The 26,998-nt window shown below is 41.1% G+C and carries 26 protein-coding genes, 1 tRNA gene and 1 pseudogene; 14 read left to right on the top strand and 14 right to left on the bottom strand.

Features of this window, described 5'->3' with window-relative positions; translation table 11 throughout:
* Positions 1 to 16: 16 nt before the first annotated feature.
* Positions 17 to 1,879, bottom strand: a complete 1,863-nt coding sequence (locus V7783_RS10975) for a cation:proton antiporter (protein WP_335678748.1) — start codon at positions 1,877 to 1,879, stop codon at positions 17 to 19.
* Positions 1,880 to 2,791: 912 nt separating this feature from the next.
* On the opposite strand from V7783_RS10975, the gene proB reads away from it, so the two are divergent.
* Both proB and V7783_RS10965 read left to right on the top strand, forming a co-directional pair.
* Positions 2,792 to 3,898, top strand: coding sequence for a glutamate 5-kinase (proB, locus tag V7783_RS10970; RefSeq protein WP_335678747.1), 1,107 nt, complete (start codon positions 2,792 to 2,794; stop codon positions 3,896 to 3,898).
* Positions 3,895 to 5,142 (top strand): glutamate-5-semialdehyde dehydrogenase, encoded by a 1,248-nt coding sequence (locus V7783_RS10965; protein WP_335678746.1) that lies wholly within the window; start codon positions 3,895 to 3,897, stop codon positions 5,140 to 5,142. The genes proB and V7783_RS10965 overlap by 4 nt, the downstream gene beginning before the upstream one ends.
* A gap of 277 nt (positions 5,143 to 5,419) precedes the next feature.
* Here V7783_RS10965 and V7783_RS10960 read toward each other — a convergent pair.
* A tRNA-Ala gene (locus tag V7783_RS10960) sits at positions 5,420 to 5,495 on the bottom strand.
* A gap of 174 nt (positions 5,496 to 5,669) precedes the next feature.
* Here V7783_RS10960 and V7783_RS10955 point away from each other — a divergent pair.
* Positions 5,670 to 6,056, top strand: a complete 387-nt coding sequence (locus V7783_RS10955) for a hypothetical protein (protein ID WP_335678745.1) — start codon at positions 5,670 to 5,672, stop codon at positions 6,054 to 6,056.
* Positions 6,057 to 6,557 carry a prolyl-tRNA synthetase associated domain-containing protein gene (locus tag V7783_RS10950; protein WP_335678744.1) on the top strand — a complete coding sequence of 167 codons (501 nt, stop codon included), beginning with the start codon at positions 6,057 to 6,059 and terminating at the stop codon, positions 6,555 to 6,557.
* On the opposite strand, the gene V7783_RS10945 is transcribed toward V7783_RS10950, so the two are convergent.
* Positions 6,524 to 7,666, bottom strand: coding sequence for an MFS transporter (locus tag V7783_RS10945; RefSeq protein ID WP_335678743.1), 1,143 nt, complete (start codon positions 7,664 to 7,666; stop codon positions 6,524 to 6,526). The two genes, V7783_RS10950 and V7783_RS10945, sit on opposite strands and share 34 nt — an antisense overlap.
* A 214-nt stretch (positions 7,667 to 7,880) precedes the next feature.
* Here V7783_RS10945 and V7783_RS10940 point away from each other — a divergent pair, with 214 nt between their 5' ends.
* The 4 genes from V7783_RS10940 (at position 7,881) to V7783_RS10925 (ending at position 11,010) form a co-directional block, all read left to right on the top strand.
* Positions 7,881 to 8,420: a DUF2058 domain-containing protein gene (locus V7783_RS10940; protein WP_335678742.1), complete on the top strand. Its 540-nt coding sequence runs from the start codon at positions 7,881 to 7,883 to the stop codon at positions 8,418 to 8,420.
* Positions 8,421 to 8,562: 142 nt separating this feature from the next.
* Positions 8,563 to 8,886: a c-type cytochrome gene (locus V7783_RS10935; protein ID WP_335678741.1), complete on the top strand. Its 324-nt coding sequence runs from the start codon at positions 8,563 to 8,565 to the stop codon at positions 8,884 to 8,886.
* 154 nt (positions 8,887 to 9,040) lie between these two features.
* Positions 9,041 to 9,808 carry a class II aldolase/adducin family protein gene (locus V7783_RS10930; RefSeq protein ID WP_335678740.1) on the top strand — a complete coding sequence of 256 codons (768 nt, stop codon included), beginning with the start codon at positions 9,041 to 9,043 and terminating at the stop codon, positions 9,806 to 9,808.
* 26 nt (positions 9,809 to 9,834) lie between these two features.
* Positions 9,835 to 11,010: a mandelate racemase/muconate lactonizing enzyme family protein gene (locus tag V7783_RS10925; protein ID WP_335678739.1), complete on the top strand. Its 1,176-nt coding sequence runs from the start codon at positions 9,835 to 9,837 to the stop codon at positions 11,008 to 11,010.
* A gap of 123 nt (positions 11,011 to 11,133) precedes the next feature.
* Here V7783_RS10925 and V7783_RS10920 read toward each other — a convergent pair whose 3' ends face one another.
* From V7783_RS10920 to zapB, 9 genes are all read right to left on the bottom strand, one after another.
* Entirely contained in the window at positions 11,134 to 11,514 is a 381-nt protein-coding gene (locus tag V7783_RS10920) for a hypothetical protein (protein ID WP_335678738.1), read from the bottom strand.
* A gap of 21 nt (positions 11,515 to 11,535) precedes the next feature.
* Positions 11,536 to 13,092: a S41 family peptidase gene (locus V7783_RS10915; protein WP_335678737.1), complete on the bottom strand. Its 1,557-nt coding sequence runs from the start codon at positions 13,090 to 13,092 to the stop codon at positions 11,536 to 11,538.
* Positions 13,093 to 13,141: 49 nt separating this feature from the next.
* Positions 13,142 to 13,984 carry an amidohydrolase family protein gene (locus tag V7783_RS10910; protein ID WP_335678736.1) on the bottom strand — a complete coding sequence of 281 codons (843 nt, stop codon included), beginning with the start codon at positions 13,982 to 13,984 and terminating at the stop codon, positions 13,142 to 13,144.
* Positions 13,981 to 14,709 carry an SDR family NAD(P)-dependent oxidoreductase gene (locus V7783_RS10905; RefSeq protein WP_335678735.1) on the bottom strand — a complete coding sequence of 243 codons (729 nt, stop codon included), beginning with the start codon at positions 14,707 to 14,709 and terminating at the stop codon, positions 13,981 to 13,983. The genes V7783_RS10910 and V7783_RS10905 overlap by 4 nt, the downstream gene beginning before the upstream one ends.
* A 9-nt stretch (positions 14,710 to 14,718) precedes the next feature.
* Entirely contained in the window at positions 14,719 to 15,207 is a 489-nt protein-coding gene (locus tag V7783_RS10900) for an FKBP-type peptidyl-prolyl cis-trans isomerase (protein ID WP_335678734.1), read from the bottom strand.
* Positions 15,208 to 15,278: 71 nt separating this feature from the next.
* Positions 15,279 to 16,769 carry a LysM peptidoglycan-binding domain-containing protein gene (locus V7783_RS10895; protein WP_335678733.1) on the bottom strand — a complete coding sequence of 497 codons (1,491 nt, stop codon included), beginning with the start codon at positions 16,767 to 16,769 and terminating at the stop codon, positions 15,279 to 15,281.
* Positions 16,770 to 16,823: 54 nt separating this feature from the next.
* Positions 16,824 to 17,843 carry an MBL fold metallo-hydrolase gene (locus tag V7783_RS10890; RefSeq protein ID WP_335678732.1) on the bottom strand — a complete coding sequence of 340 codons (1,020 nt, stop codon included), beginning with the start codon at positions 17,841 to 17,843 and terminating at the stop codon, positions 16,824 to 16,826.
* Between the two features lie 107 nt (positions 17,844 to 17,950).
* Entirely contained in the window at positions 17,951 to 18,250 is a 300-nt protein-coding gene (locus V7783_RS10885; protein WP_335678731.1) for a cell division protein ZapA, read from the bottom strand.
* Entirely contained in the window at positions 18,250 to 18,480 is a 231-nt protein-coding gene (gene zapB / locus V7783_RS10880; RefSeq protein ID WP_064668174.1) for a cell division protein ZapB, read from the bottom strand. The genes V7783_RS10885 and zapB overlap by 1 nt, the downstream gene beginning before the upstream one ends.
* Positions 18,481 to 18,741: 261 nt before the next feature.
* On the opposite strand from zapB, the gene V7783_RS10875 reads away from it, so the two are divergent.
* Entirely contained in the window at positions 18,742 to 19,581 is an 840-nt protein-coding gene (locus tag V7783_RS10875; RefSeq protein ID WP_335678730.1) for a 23S rRNA (adenine(2030)-N(6))-methyltransferase RlmJ, read from the top strand.
* A 57-nt stretch (positions 19,582 to 19,638) separates the two neighbouring features.
* On the opposite strand, the gene V7783_RS10870 is transcribed toward V7783_RS10875, so the two are convergent.
* Positions 19,639 to 20,451 (bottom strand): META domain-containing protein, encoded by an 813-nt coding sequence (locus V7783_RS10870; protein ID WP_335678729.1) that lies wholly within the window; start codon positions 20,449 to 20,451, stop codon positions 19,639 to 19,641.
* 144 nt (positions 20,452 to 20,595) lie between these two features.
* On the bottom strand, positions 20,596 to 21,162 hold the full coding sequence (locus tag V7783_RS10865) for a PhnA domain-containing protein (RefSeq protein ID WP_192541662.1): 567 nt from the start codon (positions 21,160 to 21,162) through the stop codon (positions 20,596 to 20,598).
* 259 nt (positions 21,163 to 21,421) lie between these two features.
* Between V7783_RS10865 and V7783_RS10860 the strand changes: the two are divergent.
* The 5 genes and pseudogenes from V7783_RS10860 to V7783_RS10840 all read left to right on the top strand — a co-directional run bounded on the left by V7783_RS10860 (position 21,422) and on the right by V7783_RS10840 (position 26,990).
* A pseudogene (locus V7783_RS10860) lies at positions 21,422 to 22,693 on the top strand (EAL and HDOD domain-containing protein).
* Positions 22,694 to 22,741: 48 nt separating this feature from the next.
* Positions 22,742 to 23,350, top strand: a complete 609-nt coding sequence (locus V7783_RS10855; RefSeq protein ID WP_335678728.1) for a paraquat-inducible protein A — start codon at positions 22,742 to 22,744, stop codon at positions 23,348 to 23,350.
* A 135-nt stretch (positions 23,351 to 23,485) separates the two neighbouring features.
* On the top strand, positions 23,486 to 23,854 hold the full coding sequence (locus V7783_RS10850) for a hypothetical protein (protein ID WP_335678727.1): 369 nt from the start codon (positions 23,486 to 23,488) through the stop codon (positions 23,852 to 23,854).
* A gap of 99 nt (positions 23,855 to 23,953) precedes the next feature.
* Positions 23,954 to 25,279 carry a TolC family protein gene (locus V7783_RS10845; protein WP_192542348.1) on the top strand — a complete coding sequence of 442 codons (1,326 nt, stop codon included), beginning with the start codon at positions 23,954 to 23,956 and terminating at the stop codon, positions 25,277 to 25,279.
* Positions 25,269 to 26,990 (top strand): efflux RND transporter periplasmic adaptor subunit, encoded by a 1,722-nt coding sequence (locus V7783_RS10840; protein WP_335678726.1) that lies wholly within the window; start codon positions 25,269 to 25,271, stop codon positions 26,988 to 26,990. Before V7783_RS10845 ends, V7783_RS10840 begins: the two co-directional genes overlap by 11 nt.
* The last annotated feature ends 8 nt before the right edge of the window (positions 26,991 to 26,998 follow it).

Here is a 26,998-nt window from a genome sequence, read left to right as displayed (position 1 = left end):
ACCTAGCCCTTTTAGTTTACTCTTTTATTTCTTTTGGCTCTTTGCTTTTGCCGTTGTTTGGATCTTTTAACACCGACATTTTAGGTGGTAGCATCGCCACAACACGCTCACCTTGTTGTGGTGGTTTTTCCATATTTATCGTAAATGGTCGCAGTTTTACTGGCGAATCATCATCGCTATCTTTATCCCCATTGAGAATAAATAATGGGATCGCATCGCTGTTCATCTCTTGATACTTTTCCCAGCTAAACTCTTCAGAAATGCGTGTCGCACTGACCTTACCGCCTTTGGCAATCAAGCTACTTAAGCGGGCATATGAGCCACTGTCGCCAAAGAGTATTTGACGCGATAAAAACGTTGCACTGTCTTTATTTGCTTTCGCATGGGAGGTTGAAGAGCGTAGTGAAAACACGTTTTTCTCATTCAATAAATGCGAAAAGTACTGTACACCTAACGCGTTATGATGGCGATTTGGTGATAGCGCCATAACACTGCGAATTGTGGTAAGTGGTAGATAACGCTCGGCATGCTCTGATTGCGGGTTACCATAGTAACAAGCAAGGCCATCCATACGTGCCATACGGCAGTTTTCCCATGCGGGATCTGATAAATGCACGGGAATATTTTGCTCTTTCAGACCACATGCAATAGCGCGAGCGACATGGTTGGCACCGATGATCAAAATGGTGTTTGGCGAAGGTTGACGTACTCCTAATAATTTAGCCACAGGAATCGCGGTTAAACTTTGCAGCACCACTGTAATAATGATCACGGTAAAGATCAGCGGTACGATTTTTTCAGCGTCAGCGACACCAGCTTCCATCATACTCAACGCAAATACCGAGCCCACCGCAGCGGCAACAATCCCGCGCGGTGCGATCCAAGCCAACACTAAACGAGATTTTATCGGCAGTTCAGTGCCATAAGTTGAAATAGCAATACACAGCGGGCGCGCAACAAACAGTACTATCGCTAAAAAGATAAATACATCAGCATCCAGCATCATTAAATCAGAGAGCTCTAAACGCGCAGCAAGTAAGATAAATAAAGTCGAAATTAAGATCATAGAAAGATCTTCTTTAAACTCAAGGACAGAATCAATTTCTAAATCGTCTTGGTTTGCAAGCCAAATACCGAACACTGTGACCGCTAATAAACCTGACTCATGGCTTAAATGATTAGAAACAGTAAAGCTAATGAGTACCAGCGCTAAGATGCCGAATTTATGCAATTCAAATGGTAGCCACTCTCTACGGATCAACAATGTCGTTAACCAGCCAGCAACCACACCAATAGATAAGCCCACACCTAAGGTTTTAAATAATGCGATAATGGTGTGTAAAAACACTTCACCTTGTCCGACCAGCATAACGGCTTCGAATACAAGCACCGCAAACAAGGCACCAATTGGATCGATAACGATGCCTTCCCAGCGCAAGATACGGTCTATGTCTTGAGTTGGTCGCATTGAGTTCAATAGTGGAGCTATGACCGTTGGGCCAGTTACAACTAATACAGCGCCAAGTACTGCGGCAACACGCCAATTTAACTCTAAAATCCAATATGCACTTAGACTGATTATTATACAGGTGGCAATCATGCCAATTGAACACAGATTGCGAACTACCTTGCCAATGCCTTTAAGTTCACGAAAGTGCAGGGTGAGTGAACCTTCAAATAAAATAACGGCAACACTAAGTGACACTACCGGAAACAGCAGATCACCTAGTAGTGCATCTGGGTCTAACATACCGGTAGCAGGGCCTAGTAGTAGGCCTGTAAGTAACAAAAATAAAATAGCTGGGACACGAAAAGCCCAGGCTATCCATTGGGCGAGAACCGAGCATAGAGCGATCCCTGCGATATAAATAGCTGACATAGATGAAGTATTCCTTATTTATTACTGCGATTAGGATATAGCTAATGAAACCAATAATACAGGGGTATACACGTGTATGTTATTTTTTCCTAATAGAATTTTAGCTGTTTATGAACTTATTTGTGGAATAAATGATAATTAACTGATTTTGAAATAATCGTAATGACTAAATGTTAGTTTAACCTAATGAAAAATAAAAGCTTTAAATTTATATAGTGGAAATTATAAGCCAATCGGATGAAATGTAGCCTTGATCTCTAGGCTAAAATTAGCGTATTATAGTTAGTGTTCAAACAATTAGTCATCTAATTAGTTATTTTTTAGGTCTAAGCGAATACATATAGTTATTTTTAAGTTGTTCATCATTTCAATGACTTAGATTGAGGTTACTATATCTATATGCTTAAAAATTAATTTTTAATTGTTTTGAACACAATTTGTATATTTTTACTCGTTTTTAGCAGTGAGTTAATTTGAACAAAATTACTTAGTTGTGATTTATATAGTTTGAGTTGAACTGTTGCTTACTCAATATTTGACACCCATCGTGGTGAGCAAATCTCGGTCCTTGAGTCATCACCCTATCTGTTGGTGTACCAGACTCTAGAGGCTCTATGTATGTTGTTAATAAAAAAGCCTCACACAGCTTTTTACAGCGATGCATAAACAACACTTTTTTATTTACTTTATAACTGTTCGGTCTTAATGATTGGGCCAGAGTTATGCTATATCTGCTGCTTAGTTTATATACTGAGTAAATGTATTTGGCTGAGTGTTAAAAAGTGCTGATTAAAAAAAGAGTAAAATGACAAGTACAAATTGTTAACTCGTAACCTAGTATTATGCTAGGTGATTGTTTTCATACTTATCCAATTAGGGTAAGACACAGTTAAAATGGAAAGTTGAACATTTATGCAAAAGTTAAATTGGCGACGTATCGTATTAAAAGTAGGTAGCGCATTAATTGCACCCGATCAAGATGGCTGCCGCTCACGCTATTTATTAACCATCGCTCAGTTTATTGTTCGTTGTCGTAGTCAAGGCATTGAAGTGATTTTAGTTTCGTCAGGTTCAGTGGCTGCTGGCGCGCATTTATTTCCGAAGACACAGGAACGAACTGTGACAATGAAAAAAGCCATGGCTGCGGCAGGCCAAACAGAAATGATGGCAATGTGGGACCGCTTTTTTGATTTCCCATCGGCACAAATTTTATTAACTCATGGTGATTTACGTGACCGTGAGCGTTACGAAAGTATTCGAGAAACCGTATTTACCTTACTTGACCATGGTGTGCTACCTATCATGAACGAAAATGATACGGTGACCACTGATGATTTAAAAGTGGGTGATAACGATAATTTATCAGCAATGGTGGCAGCGGCTGCAGATGCTGATGCATTAATGATTTTTTCAGACGTAGATGGGCTTTATGATAAGAACCCTAATCTACATGATGATGCCGTGTTACTGCCTGAAATTAAATCAATTGATGATTCAATCTATGCTATGGCAGGATGTGCTACCAGTGCAGTTGGCACCGGTGGTATGAAAACGAAAATAGAAGCGGCAGAAAAAGCCACTTCACATGGTATCACTACTTATATTATTAATGGTTTTAAAGAGCAGACGTTTACAAAACTGCTCGAGGGTGAAAACCCAGGTACTATTTTCTTACCGTATGAAAAACCAATGCAAGAAGCTGTTCATTGGATGACACATACTGCAAGTGAGCAAGGTGAAGTCGTTGTAGCTGGTTCATACGATGAATCTTTAGAGGGCGAAACGGGTTGTATCCGTGGTGATGAAATTGTTGCCGTACATGGTGAATTTGCCGTTGGTGATACTATTTTAGTCCGCAGCAACGACGGCACTCGATTAGCCAAAGCAACGGCAAATTACAGTAGCTGTTTATTGAATTTTATAGCTGATAACGAACAAAGCGAATTTAGCGACAAAATGCAAGATTCGATCGGTCCCGTTATTTCAGAGAAAGATATCGCATTATTGGAGAAGTCATGAGTTTAATTACAGATATTTCACGTCAAGCAGCCAAAGCTGCACACCAGTTAGCCTTACTCGATACCGAGACCAAAAATCAGGTGCTACTGGATATGGCGGCAGCATTACGCCAGCAAAAAGCATTTATTATTAAAGAAAACGAAAGTGACTTAGCTGCTGCACGCGATAATAATTTAGCAGCGTCGATGATAGACCGTTTAACGCTAAATGATGAGCGTATTGAAGCGATGGCCGAAGGCATTGAAGTGATTGTCAGTCTTGACGATCCAGTGGGTCAATTACGTGACATCACAGAGCGCCCAAATGGTATTAAAATTCGTAAAATGCGCGTACCGCTAGGTGTGGTGTGCATGATTTATGAAGCGCGTCCAAATGTAACCGCTGACGCTGGCGCCTTGTGTTTTAAATCAGGTAACGGTGTGATTTTACGTGGCGGTAAAGAAGCATTAAAAAGCTCACAAGCCATCGCAAGTGTCATGCATCAAGTGTTAGAGCAGCATAATCTACCAGCAGCGCTTATTTCAGTGATCCCAGATCCTGACCGTGCATTGTTAATGGAGCTAATGCAGCAACGCGACAGTATTGATTTAATCATTCCACGTGGTGGCGAAGGTTTAATTAATTTTGTAACGGACAACAGTACCATACCTGTGATCCAACACTTTAAAGGCGTGTGCCATTTGTATGTGGATAAAGACGCTGATTTAGAAGTAGCGATTAATTTATTACTCAATGGTAAAACTCAGCGTACTGGCGTTTGTAATGCACTAGAAGGTTTAGTAGTACACCAAGATATTGCAGATGAGTTTTTAAACTTGTGTGCCGTTGTATTACGCCAAGAAGGTGTAAAAATTAACGCCGATAGCCAAGCCGCACAATATTTTGATGAAGCAACAGTGCTTACACCAGAGCAGTTTGGTGAAGAGTACCTTGATTTAGAAATTGCCATTCGTGTAGTGCCAGACTTTGCTGGTGCCATTGAGCATATCGCACAATTTGGTTCAAATCATACCGAAGTTATTTGTACTAAAAATGACGCAGCGGCAAAGTTGTTCCAACGCAGTGTAGATGCCTCAGTAGTGATGGTTAATGCGTCATCACGCTTCTCAGATGGCTCGCAGTTGGGCTTAGGTGCAGAGATTGGTATCGCAACATCAAAATTACACGCTTACGGTCCAATGGGCTTAGAGTCACTAACAACTGAAAAGTACTTAGTGAACGGCGAAGGTCAAATTCGCGAATAATACTCTGTAATACTAATCGTGTTAAGTTACTGACCATTTTAGCTCGCTAGAATGGTTAAATATTTAAGCCGATTGGTATAAAGCGTTGAAATATAAGATTTATAAAATTAGTCGGTTCTAGCATATGTTAGAGCCGATTTTTTATGTCTGGCTATAAGTAGAGTAAGCTTTCACTTAGCTAACTAACAAGCTGCAAATAAAAAGATATTAATAAAGATTTAAGTTATTTTATCAGAGTAGATAATAGAGGGTATGTTTGTGTGAAAAGTTAGGAAAGTGGTGGAGCTAAGCAGGATCGAACTGCTGACCTCCTGCGTGCAAGGCAGGCGCTCTCCCAGCTGAGCTATAGCCCCACATTCCTAAAGTTACGAATTTCGTAACCCACTTGAGATTCCCTTTCAAGCGGGACGAACTTTAATGAGATTTCTAAATTTGGTCAAGCATTTTTTATATATTTTGCGAATTTTTACGCAAGTAACGTATTTTTGATAGACTAGCTGTCACTGGATAGCAAAAAGACCTTAAAAATGAAAAAATACGCATTGATCCTGCTCGTTATGCTTTGCGGATGCGCAAGTCAAAATGATGAGCCGCCTTTTGAAATTAATAACAAGCAATTACATACTAAGTTAGATGACCAAGGTAATAAAATTTTTGCCTATGTAGTGTCGGTTAAAGCGAATAGTCGAAAAAGTTTAAACCTAGATCGACCACTCACTCGCAGTGAGTTTAAAAACTTTGCAGAACAAGAGTATTTTGAAGAATCGAATAGCTTAAAGCTAGAGTTAGAAGACCAAGCCGTAGAATTATTGCAACAAGAGCTAAAAACAACGCAATACTGTAACGACAAGTACGAAATAAACGATGTTGTATGGCGAGATCTAAGCGTGCAATTAAGGGGGCATTGCTTATAAATGTTGGCGGATAAAACTAAGTTAACAGCGTTGTTAGCGCATTTACAGATTAGCTATGATGTGATTGAGCACCCTGCATTACATGGCAGTCTTACTGCTGATGAATTAATGATAGAGCGCCCAGGTACGCGGCTGAAAAATTTATTTCTGCGTGACAACGAAGGAAAAAACCATTTTTTAGTGATCACAGCCCATGACAAGCAGTTAGATTTAAAAGCATTGGCAAAATACCAAGGGTTATCACGATTAGGCTTTGCCTCAAATGAGCGTTTAGCGCGATTTTTAAAAGTCGCGCCTGGGTGTGTCTCGATGCTGGCATTAATGAACGACAAGCAAAACAATGTCACCCTATGGTTAGATCAAGATATTTGGTTTGGGGATTTATTCCATTGTCACCCGTTCGAAAACACTGCAACCTGGCTATTACAAAAAGCGGATTTAGAGCGCTTTTTTATAGCAACAGGGCATCAGCCTAAGGTCGTTTTTTTACCCGCTAAATAACCCGCAGTAACTAAAACTAAGCCACATAAACACACCAATAACAATGAGGCCATAAATGCGACATGGCCATATTGTTGGTAAACCAAGCCCGGTATAAACGAACCTAACGCGCCGCCACTGTAATAAAACGACACATAAGCGCCATTGGTCACGCTGGCCGGGGCGATACTGATTTTATTAACCAGCGGTGCCGCTGTTGAATGAATGATAAACATCGCTCCACAAAAGCCCGTGAACGCCAGTAGAAATATTATCAATTGCGAACTCATTAAAAATACCAGTGTAGTGCTATAAAAAATAAATATCGCTGACAATAAATGCCATGGCGAAATACTTTTTCTTAATAACCAAGGGGTGGCAATAGAGGCGAGCGCGCCGATTAAATAGCCACTATAAACTAAGCCGATATCGCGAGTATTAGTAATTAAAAAGGTATCGCGCAAAATAAATGGCAAATAATTTAATAACGCAGCAAAGCAAAAAAACATACAAAACACAGCGCCATATAATTTCAACACCGTAGCATTTGCAAGTTGCTTTAAATAATTGAGCGGTGAAAGCGTATTACTAACAATAGCGACTTGGTGGCGTGGAATACATACAGCAGAGCTTATCAAACCAGCAGCAATCAAGAAATAAAAGCTTTGCCAGGTCCATAAATCTGCAAATATTGCGGCGAGTACACGGCCAAAGTAACCCCCAGCTATGGTGCTACCTATGTAGAAAGTCATATTTTTTTGCAATTGATCAGCTTGATAAGTACTGCCAATATAAGTGGTCATCGCGGTAAGTGCCGCAGGTAAGGTTAAACCTTGTAAAAACCGCAGTAACAGTAATAACTCAAAACTGGGTGCATAGGCAAAAGCATTGCAGGTAACAGCAAGTAATATCATGGCGTAACGAAGAATACTCAGTGGATTGCGTTTCGCTAGTAATAAACCATATACCAAAGGAGCCACGGCTAATGGGATCATCGTTGCCGTCATCAAGCTACCTGCGGTGGCAGGACTGACCGAAAATTGCTCCGCAAATAAGCCAAGCAATGGCTGTGGTGCATACAGCACAAAAAAAATAAACAGTGAGCAAACTAATAAATGACCCAAGCGCATACTATTGGCCCTACTACAAAAACCACAGCTTAACCTGATTGCTAGTAAATTCAATCAAGTTAAATTTTTTCTTTGTAAATCATCATTTATTGCGCTAAATCAGCTTTGTAATCACAACACTTTGCTAGATTAATGGCCACAGCACTATGATTTGTTTTAATTGGTGGTTTGGGTATAAAATAAAGCTAATATCAGTTTTTAATGGAACAAAGCCATGGGTTCATTACAAGACCAATTGCTACAAGCAGGATTAACCACATCACATAAAGCTAAAGTTGCTAAAAGTGAAAAACGCAAGCAACAAAAAAAGCCAAAGAAAGGGGCAACGAGTAACCCTAGTGATCTGCAAAAGCATATCCAGCAAACAAAGCTTGAGCAGCAGAAAAAAGCTGAAGAGTTAAACCAAACACGCCAAGCTGAGTTAAAACAGCGTGAACAGGTCGCTCGTGTTAAGCAAATATTAGAGCATCATAATCAAGATTCTATTCGTGGGGAGCGTACTTTTAATTTTACTTATGAAAATAAAGTAAAAGAGTTAGACGTAAACGAAAAAACCCAAAAGGCTTTATCAGGTGGCCGGCTCGCTATTTGTGTTTTAGAAGGGCAGTTTTTTGTACTTGAAGATGAACCCGCACGTAAAGTGGCAGAAGTTGATGAAAAGTACATAGTGTTTCATGTTGAACCTGAAGATAAAGGCAAAGATGACGATGATCCTTATGCCGATTTTGAAGTACCAGATGATTTAGTTTGGTAGCCTAACAGCTAATTTGAACAGTGTGTTTGGTGATCTACCCGGTGTATAAATAACGTACATTAGTTATGTGCAAAGATCTGTCATTATGGTCTACAATTAGAGCAATAATTTTTATAAACCGTCAAAAAGAAGAGAGAATACAATGAGCAAGATAACAAAATTACTCTTAGGTGCAAGTCTCACTATGGCTGCAAGTGTGTCATTTAATAGCTTAGCTGCTGATGGCGCTGCGCTTTACACTGCAAAACTATGCCAGACTTGTCACGGTCCTGAAGGTAAAGCACCGATCATGGCAATGTATCCAAAATTAAACGGTCAGAACAAAGACTACTTAGTAGCGCAAATGAAAGACATTAAGTCAGGCGCGCGCAGTAATGGTATGGCAGCTGCGATGAAAGCGATGGTTGCGAATGTAACTGAAGAAGAAATGGTCGCAATTGCAGATTATTTAGCAAACGTAAAATAATTTTGCTAAACGCGAGTTACCTACTTAACTCGCAGTAAACAGCCACACCATTTGGTGTGGCTGTTTTATTTTAAAGATTGATCATCCTCGCACACTACTTTAGACTTCTATCCATCTATTTCGTGTTAATGGCACGTATGTAAAAGGCATTGCAATGTTTGAATTACCACAGCTTGATTTAAAAAATAAAGTATCAGCCCAAGAATGGCAGTTGCGGGTTGATTTAGCCGCCTGCTATCGGTTGGTTGAGCATTTTCGTTGGGGTGATTTGATATACACACATTTATCAGCGCGTTTACCGGGTACGGATCATTATTTAGTTAATGCGTTTGGTCTCACTTTTGATGAAGTAACCGCCTCTAATTTAGTGAAAGTGGATTTAGACGGTAATATTTTAGATGACACGCCATTTGCGATTAACCCCGCGGGGTTCACAATTCATAGTGCAATTCATGAAGTGCGTGAAGACGCCCATTGCGTCATCCATTTGCATACTAAAGAAACCATAGCCGTTGCGACGCAGCAAAATGGTTTGCTGCCATTGAGCCAATATTCAATGTTCTCGCTACCGTCGTTGTCTTATCATGGCTATGAGGGTTTAGCGGTCAATAATGATGAAAAAAAACGTCTGCAAGATGACTTAGCTAATACCAATCATATGTTATTGGTCAATCATGGTGGCTTAACTGTTGGGCCCACGGTTGGCGATGCGTTTATGCGTTTTTATGATTTGCAGCGTGCCTGTGAAATTCAGCTTGCTCTGCAAGCCAGTGGCCAAGCAGTTACACCGGTACCACAAGCGATAATAGATAATATTTATAATCAAGCGAACGTAGTGCACAGTGGCAGCACCGGCGGGCAACTAGCCTGGCCTGCAATGCTGCGTAAAGCGTATCGACTTGATGCTAATTTTGCAAAATAACCAAGCTCTGGTTAATAAGGAATTTTATGAAAGTTAATCGCGTTGAAGTGTTTGATATCCATTGTCCAGACAGACCAGCTTGGACACCGGTATTTGTTCGTATTCATACTGACGAAGGTATTAGCGGCGTTGGCGAAGCAGGCCTTGCGTATGATTTAGGTCACAGCGCAGCAGCTGCTATGATCAAAGAAATGGCTGACGCTTTTTTAATTGGTCACGACCCATTCCAAACAGAAAAGTTATGGTCGCGTATGCTACGTGAAAGCTTTTGGGGCTTAGGCGGCGGTCCGGTGGTTTATGCTGCAATGAGTGCGATTGATACTGCTCTGTGGGATATTAAAGGTAAATCATTGGGTTTACCGGTGTATCAGTTACTTGGTGGTAAAGTAAACGACAAGCTACGTACTTATGCATCACAACTACAGTTTGACTGGGACAGTGAGTTCAAAGCGCTTGTTCATCCACAAGAGTACGCAGAAGCGGCATTAAAAGCCGTGGCTGAAGGCTACGATGCCGTTAAAGTTGATCCGATCCAGTACGATAAAGATGGCAATACTTATTACGACCGCACAAATATTATTTCTCGCGCGGAAATGAAATTATACCGTGCGCGCATGCAAGCTATTCGTGAGGCGGTGGGTGATGAAGTCGATATTATTTTCGAATGTCACAGCTTACCGGGTGTGACATCAGCAATTCAAATTGGTGAAATTGCCAAAGAGTTCGATTGCATGTTCTATGAAGAGCCAGTGAACTATTTAAATCATTCACTGCATGCCAAAGTAGCTGACAAAGTAGCAGTGCCTATTGCTGGTGGTGAGCGTTTATATAATCGTTGGGGTGTACGCCCTTATTTAGAAGATCAAAGCATTAATGTGCTACAACCAGATATTGGTTTATGTGGTGGCTTTACTGAAACCAAAAAAGTCTGTGATTATGCCGATATTTTTGACGTGCGTATTCAGGCTCACGTATGTGGTGGTCCAGTGGCAACGGCAGCGTCATTACATTTAGAAACCGCTATTCCTAACTTCTTAATTCATGAGCATCACACTTATGCGATTAAAAAGTGGAACCGTGAGTTATGCCTGCAAGATCCACAACCTAAAAATGGCTTCTTTGAAGTATCAGAAGAGCCAGGTATTGGTATTGAGCTGAACGACGAAATAGTGATGCGCTCGCAACGTGTAGAAATAAAATAAACGAGTCGCGAGCTATGAGTAGCGAGCTAAATTTAGCTCGCTACTCATAGCGATGATTTACTTTGACCTTTAACAAGCTTAAAGTTTTCCTAGAACCTAGAACCTAGAACCTAAAACTAGAACCTAGTTATAATTCACCTTACATTTCACATCCGGTAATGGCTCTGTGGCCTTACTGTCTAAATGCCTAACAAAACATAGATCATTTTTAATAAGTAGTTCATAACGGTCTGGCATATTGAGTTGCTTGCCCATAATTGGGTTACCAAGTTCATCAGTTTTAGTTACGTTATCGACCACCATTAAACTACGTTGCATAAATACGTCATCAGCGACTGCAATATTCTCAGTACGCATCAGGCGAACAATGCCCTGTGCAATAAGTTCACTTTGCGGTTTTGTAAGCAGCGCATGTTGTAACTTTGGGGTTGCCGTTTCTGCTGTTGTACAGCCATATAGCAGCAATAATGATGCGACCATAAAGAATACTTTTTTGTTTAGCATTGTAGTGACCATAATAGCTTATTACCTTGGTAATATTTTGTTCTGTTCAGCCAATGCAGCTGCACGCGTATCTTGTACGGCTGGCGTGTCGCTAAAGCGGGCGGGTGCAAAACCTTGCTTACTCGCAATTGAGCTGGCAACAGGGCAGCTACCGCTTTGACGATAATCTAATGCCGCTTTAAGCATGGCTTCTTCAGGGTCACCTAGCTGGTGGCTAAAGTCATCAGCTACCGCACAGCCATCAATGAGCACTGGTTGACGAGGAGTATTATTAGTGTTTTGTGGTGCGAAACCATCTGCATATTCGCCAAAACCCTTATTGTTTTCGCCAGTAAATTGAATGCTAAAGTACGTGGTATCACAGTTATCTGTGGCGTAAAATCCATAAGGTTTGCCACAAGTGCCAGCGCCAATTTGAATAACTTCAATATCAGCGCCGCGTAGGCCGTTCATAATCGCTTCACTGGCTGAGCAGGTACTAGCAGTGGTTAATAAATAAACGCGCTCTAAATTAAGGCTTGGTAATGGTGTACCTGGTATTAATGCCGGGTTATCGGCAAAGCCAACAAATTCATCAGTGAACATCACAGGCTCCAAACGCTGCCCAGTAACAGGGTTAAAGGTTGGGTGTTGGTCGTTGAAAATAGTTTTTTCAAAAATTTTGCCATTGGTATTCGCAGACCCTGCGATCATGTAAGCAACTTGGCTTGCCATTTGTAAAAAACCACCGCCGTTGTAACGAATATCAATAATTAAATCAGTGACATTACTGGCTTTTAGATTATTGAAGGCATCAAAAAGTGGCTTTTCAGCAATCGCATTGTGGCTGTTAAATTGAAAATAACCCACAGCCCCATCGGCCAGTGTTTTTACGTTTGTGACAGGCTGTGAGGTGATTGTTTGCGAGTTTAAGGTTACCTCACGGGTTTCATCGGTATTAATGTCTTTGAACAAAAAAGTGGTGCTTTTACCCGTTTGACTTGGAAATAAACCTGCGTTGAGGGTATCGACTTCTGCTTGGGTTGACGCATTGATAAAATCAACGCCGTCGACTTCTAAAATCTCAAAGCCACGAGCAAGGTTTTGGTTGCTAGCTGGGGAGTTCGGCTCTGTGTAACTGATCACCCCTTGACGTGGCGCTGATGCGCTTATCAATTTTATTTTAAAGCCATAACCAAAGGTCACTCCTGATTGGCTTTGTGCTTCCCATTCTGCAGTAGGTAGGCTGGAATGAAAGTTATCTTTTTTTGCACCAGAATCGGTAATTTGTTCTGTTTTTAGTAAAGCAAAGTATTCACTAACAGTCGGTGTGAGTGCTGGATCGCGATCAATAATTTCGTCATACCAAAGATACGTTTCGTTACTCCAAGAACGCAGCCAATGTTTTTCGTTTAATGCTTGGCATTGTTGATCAAAGTTGCCTGATGGTTGAAATACACCTTGAGTCCAGCTGATGCTAGTTCCTGTATCCGTGTTGTTATCTGTCATCGAGCTACCGCCACCACAGCCGACGAGCAGTGCTAGTAATGAGAGATTAACAACTCCTAACGCAAATTTATTTGTTGATGAAATAGCCATATTGATACTTTATTTTTATACAACATGGCTTAAATATAGCGGGTTTTAATTAAACTTGATAGCAGTACAATGCGTTTTTGTAGCTTAGTTGTGACCACATGTTATCGCTCGTGCAACGTTTGAAATGGCTTTGCCAACATTGTTGGTAACGTGTATTGATTTGGCACACTGGGAAGTTACTGGCAAACATTACTCGCTGTATTCCAAAGTGTTTAATAATAAAATCAAAGCACTGTTGTTGCTGGGTTTGAGTCAGTGCTGGGAATAATTCAAATCCTGAAAATTTGATCCTGCAATTGGCTATTTGTGCTAGTTGGCTAATGCCTTGTTGCCAAAGCTGTAAGTCACTCGGCAAGCCCGCATGGTTGATCACAATCTGCAGATGTGGAAGTTGGCGGCAATAATTCACAATTTGCTGTGTAATTACGAGGTTTTCAATTGCAAATTGTGCTTCAAAAATTAATTGATGAGCGCTTAATTGCGCTAAATTTTCTAGGCAATAAGAATTACTTAAGCGCATGGCATCAGTGCCTTCGGTTATGTCTCTAATGCCTACTAAACTTGGATGCGATAATGCAATAATTGCATTATTAAAATCGTTGGGATGGCTGTCAATATTGGCATAGCTGACGGCTTTATAATTTTGCCCAGCTAAGTGTTCAGCTAACCAATGCAATTCATTGACTGGCTGTTGATTATCATAGCCCGCCTCAATATGTACCAGGCCTGCAAGCTCAAACTGAGTTTGTTGCTGGAGCTGAGCTGGAGTTATGGGGGCTTTAATTGTCGCTAAGTTTGGCCAGCTGACCGGGTTGCTCCCTTGTAACCAATCATATTGCCCCTGTGCTAAATTAAAAAAGTGTACATGGGGGTCTATAATTCGTGCACTCATTGCGCTGTGTAGCCACCGTCAATAGTTTGCAAACTGCCGGTGATAAAACTGGCATCGTCACTGGCTAAAAAGTTAACAAGGGCAGCTACTTCATCAGCTTGGCCGAGTCGACCTAACGGTTGTAAAGCACCTTCTTCGGCTACGATGCTTGCTTTATCTGCGCCACTGCGTGCGCAATATGCGTCTATCGCATTATGAAATAGCGGTGTTTCTATGGTGCCTGGGCAAACAGCATTAGCACGAATATTGTATTGCGCGTAATCAAGTGCGGTGGTTTTTGCCATTGATGCGAGGGCATGTTTGGTTAAGTTGTAGGCAAAGGAATTGGTTTTGCCAATAATGGCTTGATCAGAGGCAATTAAAATAATCGCCCCATGTTGTTGCGCTTTCATGCTCGGTAATACGCTTTGGATTGCTGCGTAAGCACCTTTTACATTAAGTGCAAATAAGCTATCAAAGGTTGCTTCATCGGTATTCTCAATGGTAGCGCTTAAATGACGACCGGCATTCGATACCAACACATCGATGCGTTTTGAATGACTGGCAATGTCGGCAATAACTTGCTTTACAGCATTAACATTACTGACATCACAGTGGTGCCAAATGCCTAAATCAGCAGCTTCAAGATCCAGATTATGCACTTGATAGCCGTTATTTAAAAAACGCTCAACAACAGCACGGCCGATGCCTTTACTGCCGCCTGTTACGATTGCAACCTTTGACATGCTAATTCCTTAGTGGTTGTGGCCACAGCCGCCTTCGCTATGTACATGACCATGAGATAGTTCTTCGCTGGTTGCTTCACGTACGCTGAGTACTTGCACATCAAAAGTCAGAGTTCGACCAGCAAATGGGTGATTTAAATCACAATCAGCATTAAAACGACCTACTTTTACAATCGTTACTTGATGGCGACCTTGGTTAGAGCTCACCATCGCAGTCATGCCTGGTTTCCACACTTTAGTGTCACCTTGGAGGTGTTTAAGTGGAATGCGTTGGATTAGATCATCAACTCGTTCACCGTAAGATTCACTTGGCTCAAGCGTAACGCTGAAACTATCGCCTGGGGCTTTACCTTCAAGCGCAGTTTCAAGGCCAGGAAGCATGCCTGCTAGGCCATGAATGTAGGTTAGTGGCTCGCTGCCTGTACTTGTTTCTAGTTGCTCGCCTGCTTCACTTAATGTGTAGTGAAATTCAACCGCCGAGTTTTTGCTAATTTGCATGCTGATCTCTTTAATTTAACTAAAATGAAAAGCTAATTTTACGCTAAATACAGATGATGTGAAACTGCTGGTTAGTGTGGTTGCTTTAAGGTTTTTTCAAGTTCAGAAAGTAAACCGTCATTGTGTATTTGGGAAACTGCTTTTGTTGCTTGTGGTAAATGTAATACCAGTTGCGTACCAGGTGTTAAAATACTTGAGGCAGTGAGTTTATTCCACTGCGCTAAATCACTGTGTGGCACATCATAAAGCTGGCTAATTCCCCAGATAGTATCCCCTGGTTTTACTTGATATTGAATCGCAACAGTGGGGATCGCCACTTCGTTTTGTTCCAGATAAGGACTGATCCGATAATCAACCGTTAATGAATCTGGCATGGTGCGAGGTTGCCCAACCAGCAGAGTTTCGCCAATGCCGATTAGATTGGAGCGTTTATTATTAATAGTTTTAAGCTTTTTGACCGATAAACCAAAGCGTCGAGCTATCGAATATAAGGTATCATTTTTTTTCACTGTATATTCGCCAGTAAAATTATTCTTAAAAAATTGGCTACTCAATAAACTTTTCTGCTGTAGTGGTAATAATAAAGTGTGTGGACCATTGGGAGAGCTTTGGTTTTTTAAATAACCAGGGTTTAGTTTATGCAAATAGCTGCGACCAATCCCAGATAAGTTTGCGATCACTGAAAAATCAAATTGTTGGCCAACATTAAGCTCTGTGGTAAGGGCTTTATTTGCTAATTTAGGACGGATCAATCCACGCTTTGGGTGTTGTACTAAATAGCTTAACGCCATTAATTTTGGTACATATTCAGAGGTTTCTTTAGGTAATTTTAACGACCAGTAATCGGTGCTTTTACCGCGTTTTTTGTTTTCGGCAATGGCGCGTTTTACTCGTCCTTCACCGCTATTGTATGCCGCTAATGCATGTAACCAATTACCATCAAAACGTTTATGTAAGTATGCTAAATAGTCCAGTGCGGCATCGGTTGATGCTAAAACATCTCTGCGACCGTCATACCATTGATCTGATTTAATACCAAAGTGATGGGCTGTAGCTCCAACGAGTTGCCACACACCAACTGCTTGCTCTGATGAGCTGATAGTTGGCCGAAAATCACTTTCCACAAAAGGTAGCAAGGCCAATTCCATAGGTAACTTACGTTGCTCAATTTTACTAACAATATGATAAAGATAAGGGGCGGCCCGAGTACTGACAATCTGCAAGTATTTAGGTTGCTTGGTATACCATGCAATCCGCTTATTGAGGGCTTTATTGAGGTAGACCTCAATCGTTAAGTTATTAGCAATGTGTTGCCATAGATCTTGGCTGCGATTGTTTGCTTGCGATGCTTTTGTCGTTTGTTGCGATGGTGCTAATAATTGTATTTTTTGTTTTTTCTGTTCGGTGTCAGTGATTGCTATTGAGGTATTCGCAGTTGGCTTAAAGTGATTAAAAATAATTGGAGCTTGCGCTGTATCACTTGGCTCTTTTGGTTGCTCAGTTGTCTGGCAACCAGATAGGAAAACTAATGTCATTAATAGGACTAAGAGATAACTGCGCATAAAAATCACTAAATAAATATCCTTGTAAAAGTTTAGCACATCCGCGTGCGGCCGCTATTTTGACTGTTTCGCTTGTTTAAGTCCAGCCTGTAGGAACAGCGGATAAGCTTTTTGACTGATCGCATCGATTTGATAGTCTTTCGCAAACTGCGGATTAAAACTTTGTTCTAATTGCAATAAATCTTGTTGCGGGTGAGCCTTTACATGAGCCTGAATCGCCTGTAAGAAACTTAAAGGTTGGCGTAAATCATTGCTTTTAAGGGGGCTGCCGTGGCCAGGTAGGATGACTTTAACACGTTGATCATTGTGTAATTGCGTGAGTACTTTTAACCAATTATCAAAGTTACCATGACCAGGATATGGCAGCCAATCAACGATATCTGCGCCAACTAAAATAGTATTGTTTTCGGCGCTGAGAGTTAGGTCACCATTGGTATGGGCTTGATAGGCGTTAATGGTGACAGGGTAATTACCAAGCTCCAGCGTGAGTGGCTGTAAGACAAGTATATTAGGGTCTTGCAGTTGGTATTGGCGCCAACGTAGTAGCCTTTGTTTCGCTAAGTTTAGTTTGTCGCGCCATTGTTGCTGTTGCGCTTCAGGTTGTTGTGATAAACGTTGAAAGCTCAGTTCAATGCTTTTCTCATAACTATCAAGCTTACCTGTATAGGTTTTTTGCAGTGTTTTAAACTCAGTAGCAAGCTGTTGGTGGACAATCAATTGAGCGTCAGGGTAGTGATGCTGCAAAATAGCCATCCCCAGTAAATGATCATCATGAGAGTGACTAGCAACTAAGTAGCATAAAGGGGTTTTTAAGGTGCTCTTTAGCTGTTCAATGGTGGCTTCAACTGCGGCAAAATCGCCACTGGCATCAAACATTAATGCGCATTTATCGCCTTGAACAAGCACTTGGTTTGAATCATAAAAGCGCAGTGCGCTCGATTGCTCTAAAAATTTTACGTGAGGAGAAATACTGTGCCATTGTGTTGCGGCAACACTGGTTTTGGCTGCAATAGCAAAATAACTTAACAGTAAAAACGCAGTTAACTTTACGGGAGTATAAAAATAATGGGTCATAGTTACAGAGCCTAAGTTGCCAACAATAAAAGAGGCAAGTTAGCTGATTTTGTTTGTAATTGATACCGCAATTAAATAGATAATAAAAAAGCGCAACGTGCGCTTTTTTATTTAGTTGATGATTGTCCTAAGTAAGCACTTAGTTTATCAATGAGCTGGTCTTGTTGTTGTTGTTCAACATTTTGCTGGGTTTTTGCTTCAAGTAACTCGTGGCTAATGTTCAAAGCTGCCATTAGTAAGGCTTTTTGATCATTGCGCACTGTTGAGCGTTGCTTCATTTGTTCAACCAAATCGTTTAGGTATTTGGCCGATGCAATGAGGGCATCTTCTTGTCCAGCAGGGCAAGCAAATTGCTGCTCTTTACCAAGCAACTCAACGGTGACTCGCTGGTTTTGCAGCTCAGACATTAGCTAGCCTGTTGGACGCTTTGTAGCTTCTCAAGTAAACCAGTTAGAGTTGTGCTGGTGTCTTTTTGTTTTTCTTCACTTTCAAGCACTTCAAGTTGAAGAATTTCATTTTCATCGATTAGCTTACTATTTTTATCTTTAAGCTCACTAACCTGAGTTTGTAGCTGTGAATTTTGACCAATTAATTGGTCGATCAATTGTTCTAGTTGAGAAAGGGTATCGTTATTCATTAAGGCGCTCATAAAACTGTGATTATTGTCATGCAAATGTAAAGCAAAGTTGCTTTATATGCCAGCATTTACGTGTGTTTTAGCTGATTTTTATTTAATGTTAATGGGCTGTTCAGGCTGGCGGCTGATTTGTTCATAAGTGATTCACTTAATACTTGAATTCAAGGACCAGCAATTTATGACCCTTGGTGTTTTATGTTGTAGAATATAGCTAACTTCAATGGGTTTATTTAAATAAACCATTAATAGCGAAATAACATTATGCTTAGTTATAGACACTCATTTCATGCTGGAAACCCAGCCGATGTGGTTAAACATTTGGTACTGGCTCAGGTATTAAGCTACCAGACACTCAAAGATAAGCCATTGGATTATATCGATACTCATTCAGGGGCTGGCTTTTTCGAGTTAGCAGGCGCAGATGCGCAAAAGACCCAGGAATATCTTGATGGTATTGCTAAGCTTTATCACCACAATAGTGAACATCAAGAACTAAACGATTATATCGCGCTGATTAAGTCATTTAATGACACCGAGCAATTGGCTTTTTACCCTGGTTCGCCAAAAATTGCCGAGCACTTTTTACGTCGCCAAGACAAGGGTTGGTTTTTTGAATTACATCCGCGAGATTTAGCGTTATTGCAAGAAAACATGAGTGGAAAACGCTCTATTCGTGTTCGTGGTGAAAATGGCTTTGCAGGTTTAGTTGGTTTATTGCCCCCAGCTTCGCGCCGTGCCTGTGTATTAATTGATCCTCCTTATGAAATTAAAGACGACTACGATACCGTTGTTAAAACGCTAACCAAGGCTTATCAGCGTTTTGCTACTGGCACTTATATGATTTGGTACCCAGTGGTTGATAGAGAGCGAATTGAGCGGATGGAAGAGGGCTTAATAGCTTCAGGAATGCGTAATATTCAACTATTTGAACTGGCAACTGCAGCGGATACTGACGTGCACGGTATGACTGCATCGGGAATGATTGTAATTAACCCGCCGTGGAAGTTAAAACAGACCATGGATAAAATATTACCTGAACTGGTAAGCCTGTTAAGTGACTCGTCTGGTTTTTATCGTAGTGAACAGCTAGTAGAAGAGTAAAAATAAACTAAAACGCCCAGCAGCGCTGGGCGTTTTATTAATACCTAAGAGCTTTATTTAAAAGTATGTTGCTTTAAAAGTAGCCAGTTCGTTGCCTTGCTGATCTTTTAAGCTGAGTGATTCACCTTTAATTTCCCACTTGGCAGTATTTTGTAATACTGCTGACATTGCCGCTTCTTGTTCCATACCTTTAAAACACATTTTCTTTGTACTGGCTTGCGGGCTAAATGTAAGTGATTGCTGATTTACCTGATAGCTGCCAGTAAAGTTATTGCAGCCTAAAAAGCCATGGCTTTTGTTGTCAGCGCTAAACTGAATAAATGGTTCTTTAGTTGCTACCGTTACTTTCTCGCCATTTAAAGTAATGGCTTTAAAATATGTATTTACTAAATCAACATCTGGTTTTTGCGGTGCAACCTTTGACACGACTACTTCATAAGGGGCTGCTTGTGTTGATTGTTCAAATGGATTGTTATAAGTAGTGCTCACATAGAGTAACTGGTCTTGATTGGTGATGCGTGCCATTACACTGTATCGATGGCGTTTATCCATTTTACTCGCGTCATAACTCAGTTCTACTGTGTATGGTGGTGCACCATTAATATCGACAGTTTGCTGGCTGATCACTTCAGCTTTAGCATCCATTTTTGATACATCAGCAAGAGTCACTGTAAGTTGTGAACCTGGGCGTAGCATACTGCGATCAAGGTAGGTAACTTGTGTTGTTAAAGTGGCCATAGCTGCATCTTCAGTAGTTTGTTCAGTTGCTTCAGGTTGAGTTTGGCATCCTGAAAGCACAACAGCACTGCTGGCTAATAGACTAATACCAACAATCGATTTTAACATTGTATGTGGTTTATGTAATAGCATGGCCTATTCCTTGATGTGAATTAAATCGGTGGACTTTTAATTGCTACAAGTTTACGGCGTAGTTACTTAATCATAGCTTAATTAGCTTAGCTATTAGAACAGTATAAAAGGTGCTTTTAGGCACCTTTCAATACAAATATTCGCTTATTTCTTTACAAACTTTGTTAAAATAACAATGCGCTGACCATCAACACGCCCTTCGATATGTTCAGGGTTGCTGGTTAAACCAATGTTACGAACAGCAGTACCTCGTTTAGCGGTTAAGCTACTACCTTTAACATCTAAATCTTTAATTAGCGTGACGGTATCGCCAGCTTGTAGCACTACGCCATTGCTATCAATATGTTTGATATCATCATTTTCAGCAAGTGCTTTTTTAGCCCATGCTAATGTATCTTCTTCAAGATAGATCATATCAAGAGCATCTTGTGCCCAGCCATTATCAACAGCTAAACGGGTTAGCATTCTATAAGCAACCACTTGCACAGCAGGTGTTTGACTCCACATGCTGTCGTTTAAACAATGCCAATGAGTTGGCGTAATATCCGTGTTGCTTTCAACTTGGTCTTTACAGATTTGGCAGGTATAAATGCATTTATCTGAATGAGCTTCAGTGACCGGTGGCACTTCGTATACAGAAAGGTTTTCAGTAGCAGCGCATAACTCACATTGGTTATTACTGCGTTCAACTAAGGCTTGTTCTATGCTCATATCTGGCTCTATTTGGGAGGTAAACTCAAAGGTAAGCCGCTATTATACTCAATTGTAGAGCAAATTAGAACATATCCATTATTTATGTGTGGGTATATCGGTTATTTTAGATGAAGGTGATTTTACTCGATTTAGAAAAATGGGCTTTATTGCTTCAAGTTTAAGTTTAGGCAAGCTGAAAAAATTTAACTATACTGAGTCGATATAATAACAACCATTTAGCTGGCATGAGTCGCTAAAATTATTAGCAGGATATAATATGCTAAATACGCAGGTTACAGCCAATGTGCCAGACCTTGTAACTCAATATATAGCAAGGCAGCCTATTTTTAATGCTGAAACAGGCGTTTATGCGTACGAATTGCTTTATCGAGATTCGATTAATAACGTATTCCCTGTTGGCACAACGGATGGTCAAGCTACAGGGCGATTGTTTTTAACGCTTTAATGCTTATTGGTATCGATAAACTTACCGCTAATCAATGTGCCTTTATCAATCTTTCTTCAGATGCGTTATTAGAAGATTTTCCTAAATTATTGCAACCAAACAGTGCCGTAATTGAAATTGTGGAAAGAGCCGATAACATAGAGGAAGTAACAAGGCGTGTACGCGCATTAAAAAGAGGGCTACATTTTTGCTCTTGATGATTACGATGGCGATGAAAAGTGGGAGCCATTATTAAGCCTAGTTGACTATATTAAGCTTGAAGTTGAAGAGCCAATCATTAAAACCAATATGCTATTAAAAAAGCTAAAGCGTCGTTTTCCTGATGTAAAAATTATAGTTGAACGTATTGAAACCCATGAACAATTCATGATTTTAAAAAACGCAAGCTGCGATTACTTTCAAGGCTTCTTTTTTGCACGACCTGAAATGCTCAGCTATCACAATGTTGAACCATCAAAATTAGCTGTTTTTGATCTATTACGTTGTACATCTCGCCCGGATTTGAATTTTGACGAAGTACATCAACGTGTTGCAAAGGATGTAGGATTAACTGCTCGTATTCTTAAGCTGGTTAATGCTCGTTCTAAAAACCCAGACTTCGTTATTAGCTCTATTTCCCAAGCAGTTATTTACTTAGGTGAAAATACCATCCGTCAATTTGTGCGAGTACTCGCGTTGAGTGAGCTAGGTGTTGATAAACCCAGTGAATTGACTAAATTAGGTTTAATTCGTGCGCAATTTATGCTGTTGATGCTAGAACCTGGTGGTAAGGAAATGGCTGAGCGAGGCTATTTAGTTGGTTTAATGTCGGTGCTCGATGCCATTTTAAATATGGGGCTTGATGTTATCGCAAAAGAGTTTTGCTTAGGGGATGATTTATCCAGCGCACTGCTTAACTTTAACGGCATGCTAGGTGCTACGTTACAACTAGCTCGAGCAGTGGAAGAAGATAACTGGCCGTTAGCGATTAAATTATTAGAGACCATTCGTCCTGCTTCTGAAATTGATATCGTCTATAACGCTATGTTTGCAGCGCGTCAGTATGGAGATGACGTTTTAGCCTCAATTATTGAACAAGCGTAATAGCTTGAGTATGATGCGCCATCAGCCATATTATTTTAAAGATTTATTATGCGTTTAGTACTGCCTATCATCACAATTTTAATTGCGCTTGCGCTATTGTTACCTGGGGTTACCCAGCCAGTGTTAACTTTAGAAGGTAAAATAGATAAATCAAAACTAGCACAAACAGGCATTGAAATGCTGGCAGATGAAGGTGACCGTAATACCCGCAATATGCTGATGATGGCATCTAGTATGTTGGGGCTTGATAAATTGGAAGGTGAAATTAGCGCTTACGAAAAAACGAGGAGTATTTGGGGTACGGTTAATGAACTGGCTGATAACAAAAATTACTTAGTCGCAGCATTAGTGGCATTTTTCTCGATCGTGATACCAACCTTAAAACTATTGATGCAATTGCTCTATATTTTTTTACCGGTGAATAAATTTAAGCACATGCTCGGTCAAGTAATACAAGGTGTAACTAAGTGGAGCATGGTAGATGTATTTGTGATTGCCTTAATTGTGGTTTATCTTGCGGGTAATGCCGATGGCCAAATGGGGGAATTGATCAACATGCACGCTGAACTGGGTGTTGGTTTTTGGTATTTCACCGGCTATTGTTTATTTGCCATCGCCGCCAGCAGCTTAATAAAAACAGATATAAAAAGTAGCTAAACGTTTGTATTAGCGTGTAAGTTACCATAAACTTCGCTAGAACCTAGAACCTAGAACCTAGAACCTAGAACCTAGAACCTAGAACCTAGAACCTAGAACCTAGAACCTAGAACCTAATTTACAAAAGGCATTTTTTTGCAACGTATTTACCTTAGTTTATTGACCGTCGTGTTGTTACTCACTTTAGTGGGTCAAGCTGTCGCGTCTGTAACTATGTCGTGCGAAATGCCTCATATGAGCCAATCTCAGTCACAACCAACTGACATTGATGATATGCATCATGGCATGTCGGCAGGTATGATGAATATGGATTGTTGCGATGACGACGCAACAAACAACCAAGAGTGCGCTTGCCCAATGAGCGCCTGTAGTACGCACTCTATGTTGAGTATGGGCAGTTTATTTACAGCAGTGCTACTCAGTGCCGAAAAAGTACAACTCTATACCCCACAAAATCAAATCTACATAGCCAACTCGTTATATCGCCCTCCTATGTCTGCCTAATTGCAGCATAGGTGCGTCTGAAATTTACTAAACTTTATTAAAAATCGCCTATTGCTGCCTCTAAATTAATCATTTTTTTAATTTTTAGTGGAGTAAGTGATGAATCACTTCGTAGTACTTAAAAGCAGTTTTTTAGCGCTAATGCTAACAACAGCAAGCTCAGTATACAGTAACGAATTAAGCCTTGCACAAGCGCTCGATTATGCTCTTGATAATGAACCTTGGCTCACAGCGAATAAATATCAGCAAGCTGCTGTGCAAGCACAAAGCTTAGCCGCAGGTACATTACCTGATCCGGTATTAAGCTTAGGGCTGATGAATTTACCTACCGATGGCTTTGCTTTCGATCAAGAGGGTATGACCCAATTAAAAGTGGGTGTAAGCCAGATGTTTAGCCGTGGCGACAGCCTAGAACTCAAACAGCAAGCTTTAGCGCAATCAGCGCAGCAATACCCATGGCTGCGTGCCGATAGGCTTGCTCAGGTTAAAACCATTGTTATTGAATCTTGGCTCAACGCTTATCGTGCGCAGCAGAGTATTGCGCTGATTGAGCAGGATAAAGCCTTGTTCACGCAATTAATTGATATTACTGAGTCAAGTTATGCCAGCTCTGTTGGTAAAACTCGCCAGCAAGATATTATTCGCGCCCAGTTAGAATTAACCCGCCTTGAAGACAAACTGGTGATGCTAGAACAGCAGTTTGAAAGTGCTAAAAAACGCATGTCACAATGGCTACCGATGAGTATGTTAACTCAACCTGTCAGCGCTAAGCGCAATGATATTAGCCCATTAGTTGACTTTGCGGCGCTTAAATTTGAACAGCTAATGCCGCTGTTAATAGCGCATCCTGCAATCGTTGCCATAGAGCAAAGCGTTGCTGCCAAGCAAACCGAAATTGCCGTGGCTAAACAAAGCTACAAACCGCAATTTGGTGTGAATATGGGATATGGCTACCGTGATGACACGCTGATGGGTGACTCTCGTGCCGATTTATTTTCAGTCGGGATTAGTATCGATTTACCGCTGTTTACCGACAATCGCCAAGACCAACAAGTCAATGCTGCTATTGCCATGGCGGAGTCAGCGAAAACAGAGAAGTTGATCGCACTGCAAAAGCTAAAAGGCATGTATTTTAAAGAGTTTAGCCAGCTTTCACGACTGCAACAACGTGACGCCTTGTATCAAACAAAGTTACTGCCACAAATGGCCGAACAAGCGCAAGCTACCCTAAATGCTTATACCCGCGATGATGGTGATTTTTCAGAAGTAATGCGTGCTCGTATCAGCGAACTGAACGCCAAAATTGATGCGTTAAATATAGAGATTGATCAACAAATTATTATTGCTCGCTTGAATTATTACGCCAGTAGCAAAGATGCTGCTGTGATGGCTGAGCTAGTAGCAGGAGAGCACAATGAACACTAATTTAAAATTGCTTATCGCAGCATTAGTAGGCGCAGGAATTGCGGCAACTGGCTTTACTTTAATGAATGAACCAGCTGAATCGGCACATGCTAGTACAGAGCAAAAGCCACTGTACTGGGTTGCGCCTATGGATAGTAATTATCGCCGCGATGAACCAGGGCTTTCACCAATGGGCATGGATTTAGTGCCTGTGTATGCAGAGGATGAAGGCAATAATCAAGATGGCCCCGGTGCGGTTACAATCTCCCCTGCAGTCGTTAATAACTTAGGGGTTAGAACGGCTAAAGTGCAGCTCAAGGCACTGCAAAGTGAAGTAAAAACCGTTGGCTACGTGCAATACAATCAAGATCAGTTAGTGCACATACACCCGCGTGTAGAAGGCTGGATAGAAACGTTGTACGTTAAAGCCGCCGGAGATCAGGTAAAACAAGGGGAGCCGCTATATACCTTATATTCACCACAATTGGTGAATGCACAGGAAGAGTTTGTACTGGCTGTAAACCGTAATAACCCCGTGCTTATTCGTGCGGCAAAAGCCCGCTTAAAGGCGTTAAATGTCTCGGATGGTTTTGTCGAGCGCTTACAAGCTAATAAAAAGGTGATGCAAAACATTACTTTTTACGCGCGCCAAAGTGGGGTGGTGGATGAGCTTAATGTGCGCGAAGGTTTTTATGTCAAACCGGGCACCTCGATGATGAGTATCGCTCAATTGGATGAAGTGTGGGTAGAAGCCGAAGTGTTTGAACGCCAAGTCGAACTTATTAAAGTGGGCTTACCAGTTACCATGACGCTTGATTACATTACCGGGCAAAGCTGGCGCGGTAAGGTTGATTATATTTACCCAACACTGGATGCAAAAAACCGTACTTTGCGGGTGCGCCTACGCTTTAATAACCAAGACCATCAGTTAAAACCGAATATGTTCGCACAAGTGAGCATTCATGCCAAAGCAGCTGAGCAACAACTTATAGTACCAAAAGAAGCGGTGATCCGCACAGGCAGCCAAGATCGCGTTGTAGTTGCGTTAGGTGAAGGTCGATTTAAATCGGTGGCAGTCGAGCTTGGCCGTAGCGATAGTCAGGATGCCGTTATTTTAGCGGGCGTTAAAGCCGATGATGAAGTGGTGACGTCAGCACAATTCTTATTGGATTCTGAATCCAGCAAAAGCTCTGATTTTAAGCGCATGCAAACACCAGCTGCGGTCACTAGTGTGTGGGGTAAAGGGGTGGTTAATAGTGTAATGGCAGATCAGCGTAAGGTGAATATCAGCCACGACCCTATTGAAGAGCTGGATTGGCCCAGCATGACCATGGACTTTACGGTTGCCGAGAGCGTTGATTTTAAAGCGCTACAAGCCGAGCAAACACTGCATTTTGAGCTAACTAAAAATGCTGATGGCAGTTACACGATAAGCGGCATTCATATAATGGATTCCACCCATATGATGAATGAAGCTGACAACATGGCGACCGTAATAGGCACTATTAATAGTATTGATAAAGCCCAGCGCACAGCCAATATTAGTCGTGGTGCAATTGAAAAATGGAACCGAGATCCGGCCACTATGGACTTTATGTTTGCTGAAAATGTTGATTTAAGCCCTCTTGCGGCGCAGCAACAGCTGACATTTACCTTTAGTGTGCAAAACGGTGAATTCGTGATCCAGCGTATTGATGCTGCATCAAGCATGCAATCACACAGTGGTCACTAGGGGGCATT

Origin of the sequence: Pseudoalteromonas sp. (assembly GCF_036960685.1) — a bacterium.
Classification (GTDB): domain Bacteria; phylum Pseudomonadota; class Gammaproteobacteria; order Enterobacterales; family Alteromonadaceae; genus Pseudoalteromonas.
This window is presented reverse-complemented; position numbering and strand designations above follow the sequence as displayed.

What these genes read in the sequence shown, in the direction of transcription:
- V7783_RS10885 (WP_335678731.1), bottom strand. Translation starts at nt 18,250, where the DNA reads ATGTCTGAGCTGCAAAACCAGCGAGTCACCGTTGAGTTGCTTGGTAAA.
- zapB (WP_064668174.1), bottom strand. Translation starts at nt 18,480, where the DNA reads ATGAATAACGATACCCTTTCTCAACTAGAACAATTGATCGACCAATTA.
- V7783_RS10890 (WP_335678732.1), bottom strand. Translation starts at nt 17,843, where the DNA reads ATGACCCATTATTTTTATACTCCCGTAAAGTTAACTGCGTTTTTACTG.
- proB (WP_335678747.1), top strand. Translation starts at nt 2,792, where the DNA reads ATGCAAAAGTTAAATTGGCGACGTATCGTATTAAAAGTAGGTAGCGCA.
- V7783_RS10940 (WP_335678742.1), top strand. Translation starts at nt 7,881, where the DNA reads ATGGGTTCATTACAAGACCAATTGCTACAAGCAGGATTAACCACATCA.
- V7783_RS10855 (WP_335678728.1), top strand. Translation starts at nt 22,742, where the DNA reads ATGCGTTTAGTACTGCCTATCATCACAATTTTAATTGCGCTTGCGCTA.
- V7783_RS10945 (WP_335678743.1), bottom strand. Translation starts at nt 7,666, where the DNA reads ATGCGCTTGGGTCATTTATTAGTTTGCTCACTGTTTATTTTTTTTGTG.
- V7783_RS10895 (WP_335678733.1), bottom strand. Translation starts at nt 16,769, where the DNA reads ATGCGCAGTTATCTCTTAGTCCTATTAATGACATTAGTTTTCCTATCT.
- V7783_RS10870 (WP_335678729.1), bottom strand. Translation starts at nt 20,451, where the DNA reads ATGCTATTACATAAACCACATACAATGTTAAAATCGATTGTTGGTATT.
- V7783_RS10915 (WP_335678737.1), bottom strand. Translation starts at nt 13,092, where the DNA reads ATGGCTATTTCATCAACAAATAAATTTGCGTTAGGAGTTGTTAATCTC.
- V7783_RS10865 (WP_192541662.1), bottom strand. Translation starts at nt 21,162, where the DNA reads ATGAGCATAGAACAAGCCTTAGTTGAACGCAGTAATAACCAATGTGAG.
- V7783_RS10975 (WP_335678748.1), bottom strand. Translation starts at nt 1,879, where the DNA reads ATGTCAGCTATTTATATCGCAGGGATCGCTCTATGCTCGGTTCTCGCC.
- V7783_RS10955 (WP_335678745.1), top strand. Translation starts at nt 5,670, where the DNA reads ATGAAAAAATACGCATTGATCCTGCTCGTTATGCTTTGCGGATGCGCA.
- V7783_RS10965 (WP_335678746.1), top strand. Translation starts at nt 3,895, where the DNA reads ATGAGTTTAATTACAGATATTTCACGTCAAGCAGCCAAAGCTGCACAC.
- V7783_RS10910 (WP_335678736.1), bottom strand. Translation starts at nt 13,984, where the DNA reads ATGAGTGCACGAATTATAGACCCCCATGTACACTTTTTTAATTTAGCA.
- V7783_RS10935 (WP_335678741.1), top strand. Translation starts at nt 8,563, where the DNA reads ATGAGCAAGATAACAAAATTACTCTTAGGTGCAAGTCTCACTATGGCT.
- V7783_RS10950 (WP_335678744.1), top strand. Translation starts at nt 6,057, where the DNA reads ATGTTGGCGGATAAAACTAAGTTAACAGCGTTGTTAGCGCATTTACAG.
- V7783_RS10840 (WP_335678726.1), top strand. Translation starts at nt 25,269, where the DNA reads ATGAACACTAATTTAAAATTGCTTATCGCAGCATTAGTAGGCGCAGGA.
- V7783_RS10925 (WP_335678739.1), top strand. Translation starts at nt 9,835, where the DNA reads ATGAAAGTTAATCGCGTTGAAGTGTTTGATATCCATTGTCCAGACAGA.
- V7783_RS10920 (WP_335678738.1), bottom strand. Translation starts at nt 11,514, where the DNA reads ATGCTAAACAAAAAAGTATTCTTTATGGTCGCATCATTATTGCTGCTA.
- V7783_RS10930 (WP_335678740.1), top strand. Translation starts at nt 9,041, where the DNA reads ATGTTTGAATTACCACAGCTTGATTTAAAAAATAAAGTATCAGCCCAA.
- V7783_RS10875 (WP_335678730.1), top strand. Translation starts at nt 18,742, where the DNA reads ATGCTTAGTTATAGACACTCATTTCATGCTGGAAACCCAGCCGATGTG.
- V7783_RS10900 (WP_335678734.1), bottom strand. Translation starts at nt 15,207, where the DNA reads ATGCAAATTAGCAAAAACTCGGCGGTTGAATTTCACTACACATTAAGT.
- V7783_RS10845 (WP_192542348.1), top strand. Translation starts at nt 23,954, where the DNA reads ATGAATCACTTCGTAGTACTTAAAAGCAGTTTTTTAGCGCTAATGCTA.
- V7783_RS10905 (WP_335678735.1), bottom strand. Translation starts at nt 14,709, where the DNA reads ATGTCAAAGGTTGCAATCGTAACAGGCGGCAGTAAAGGCATCGGCCGT.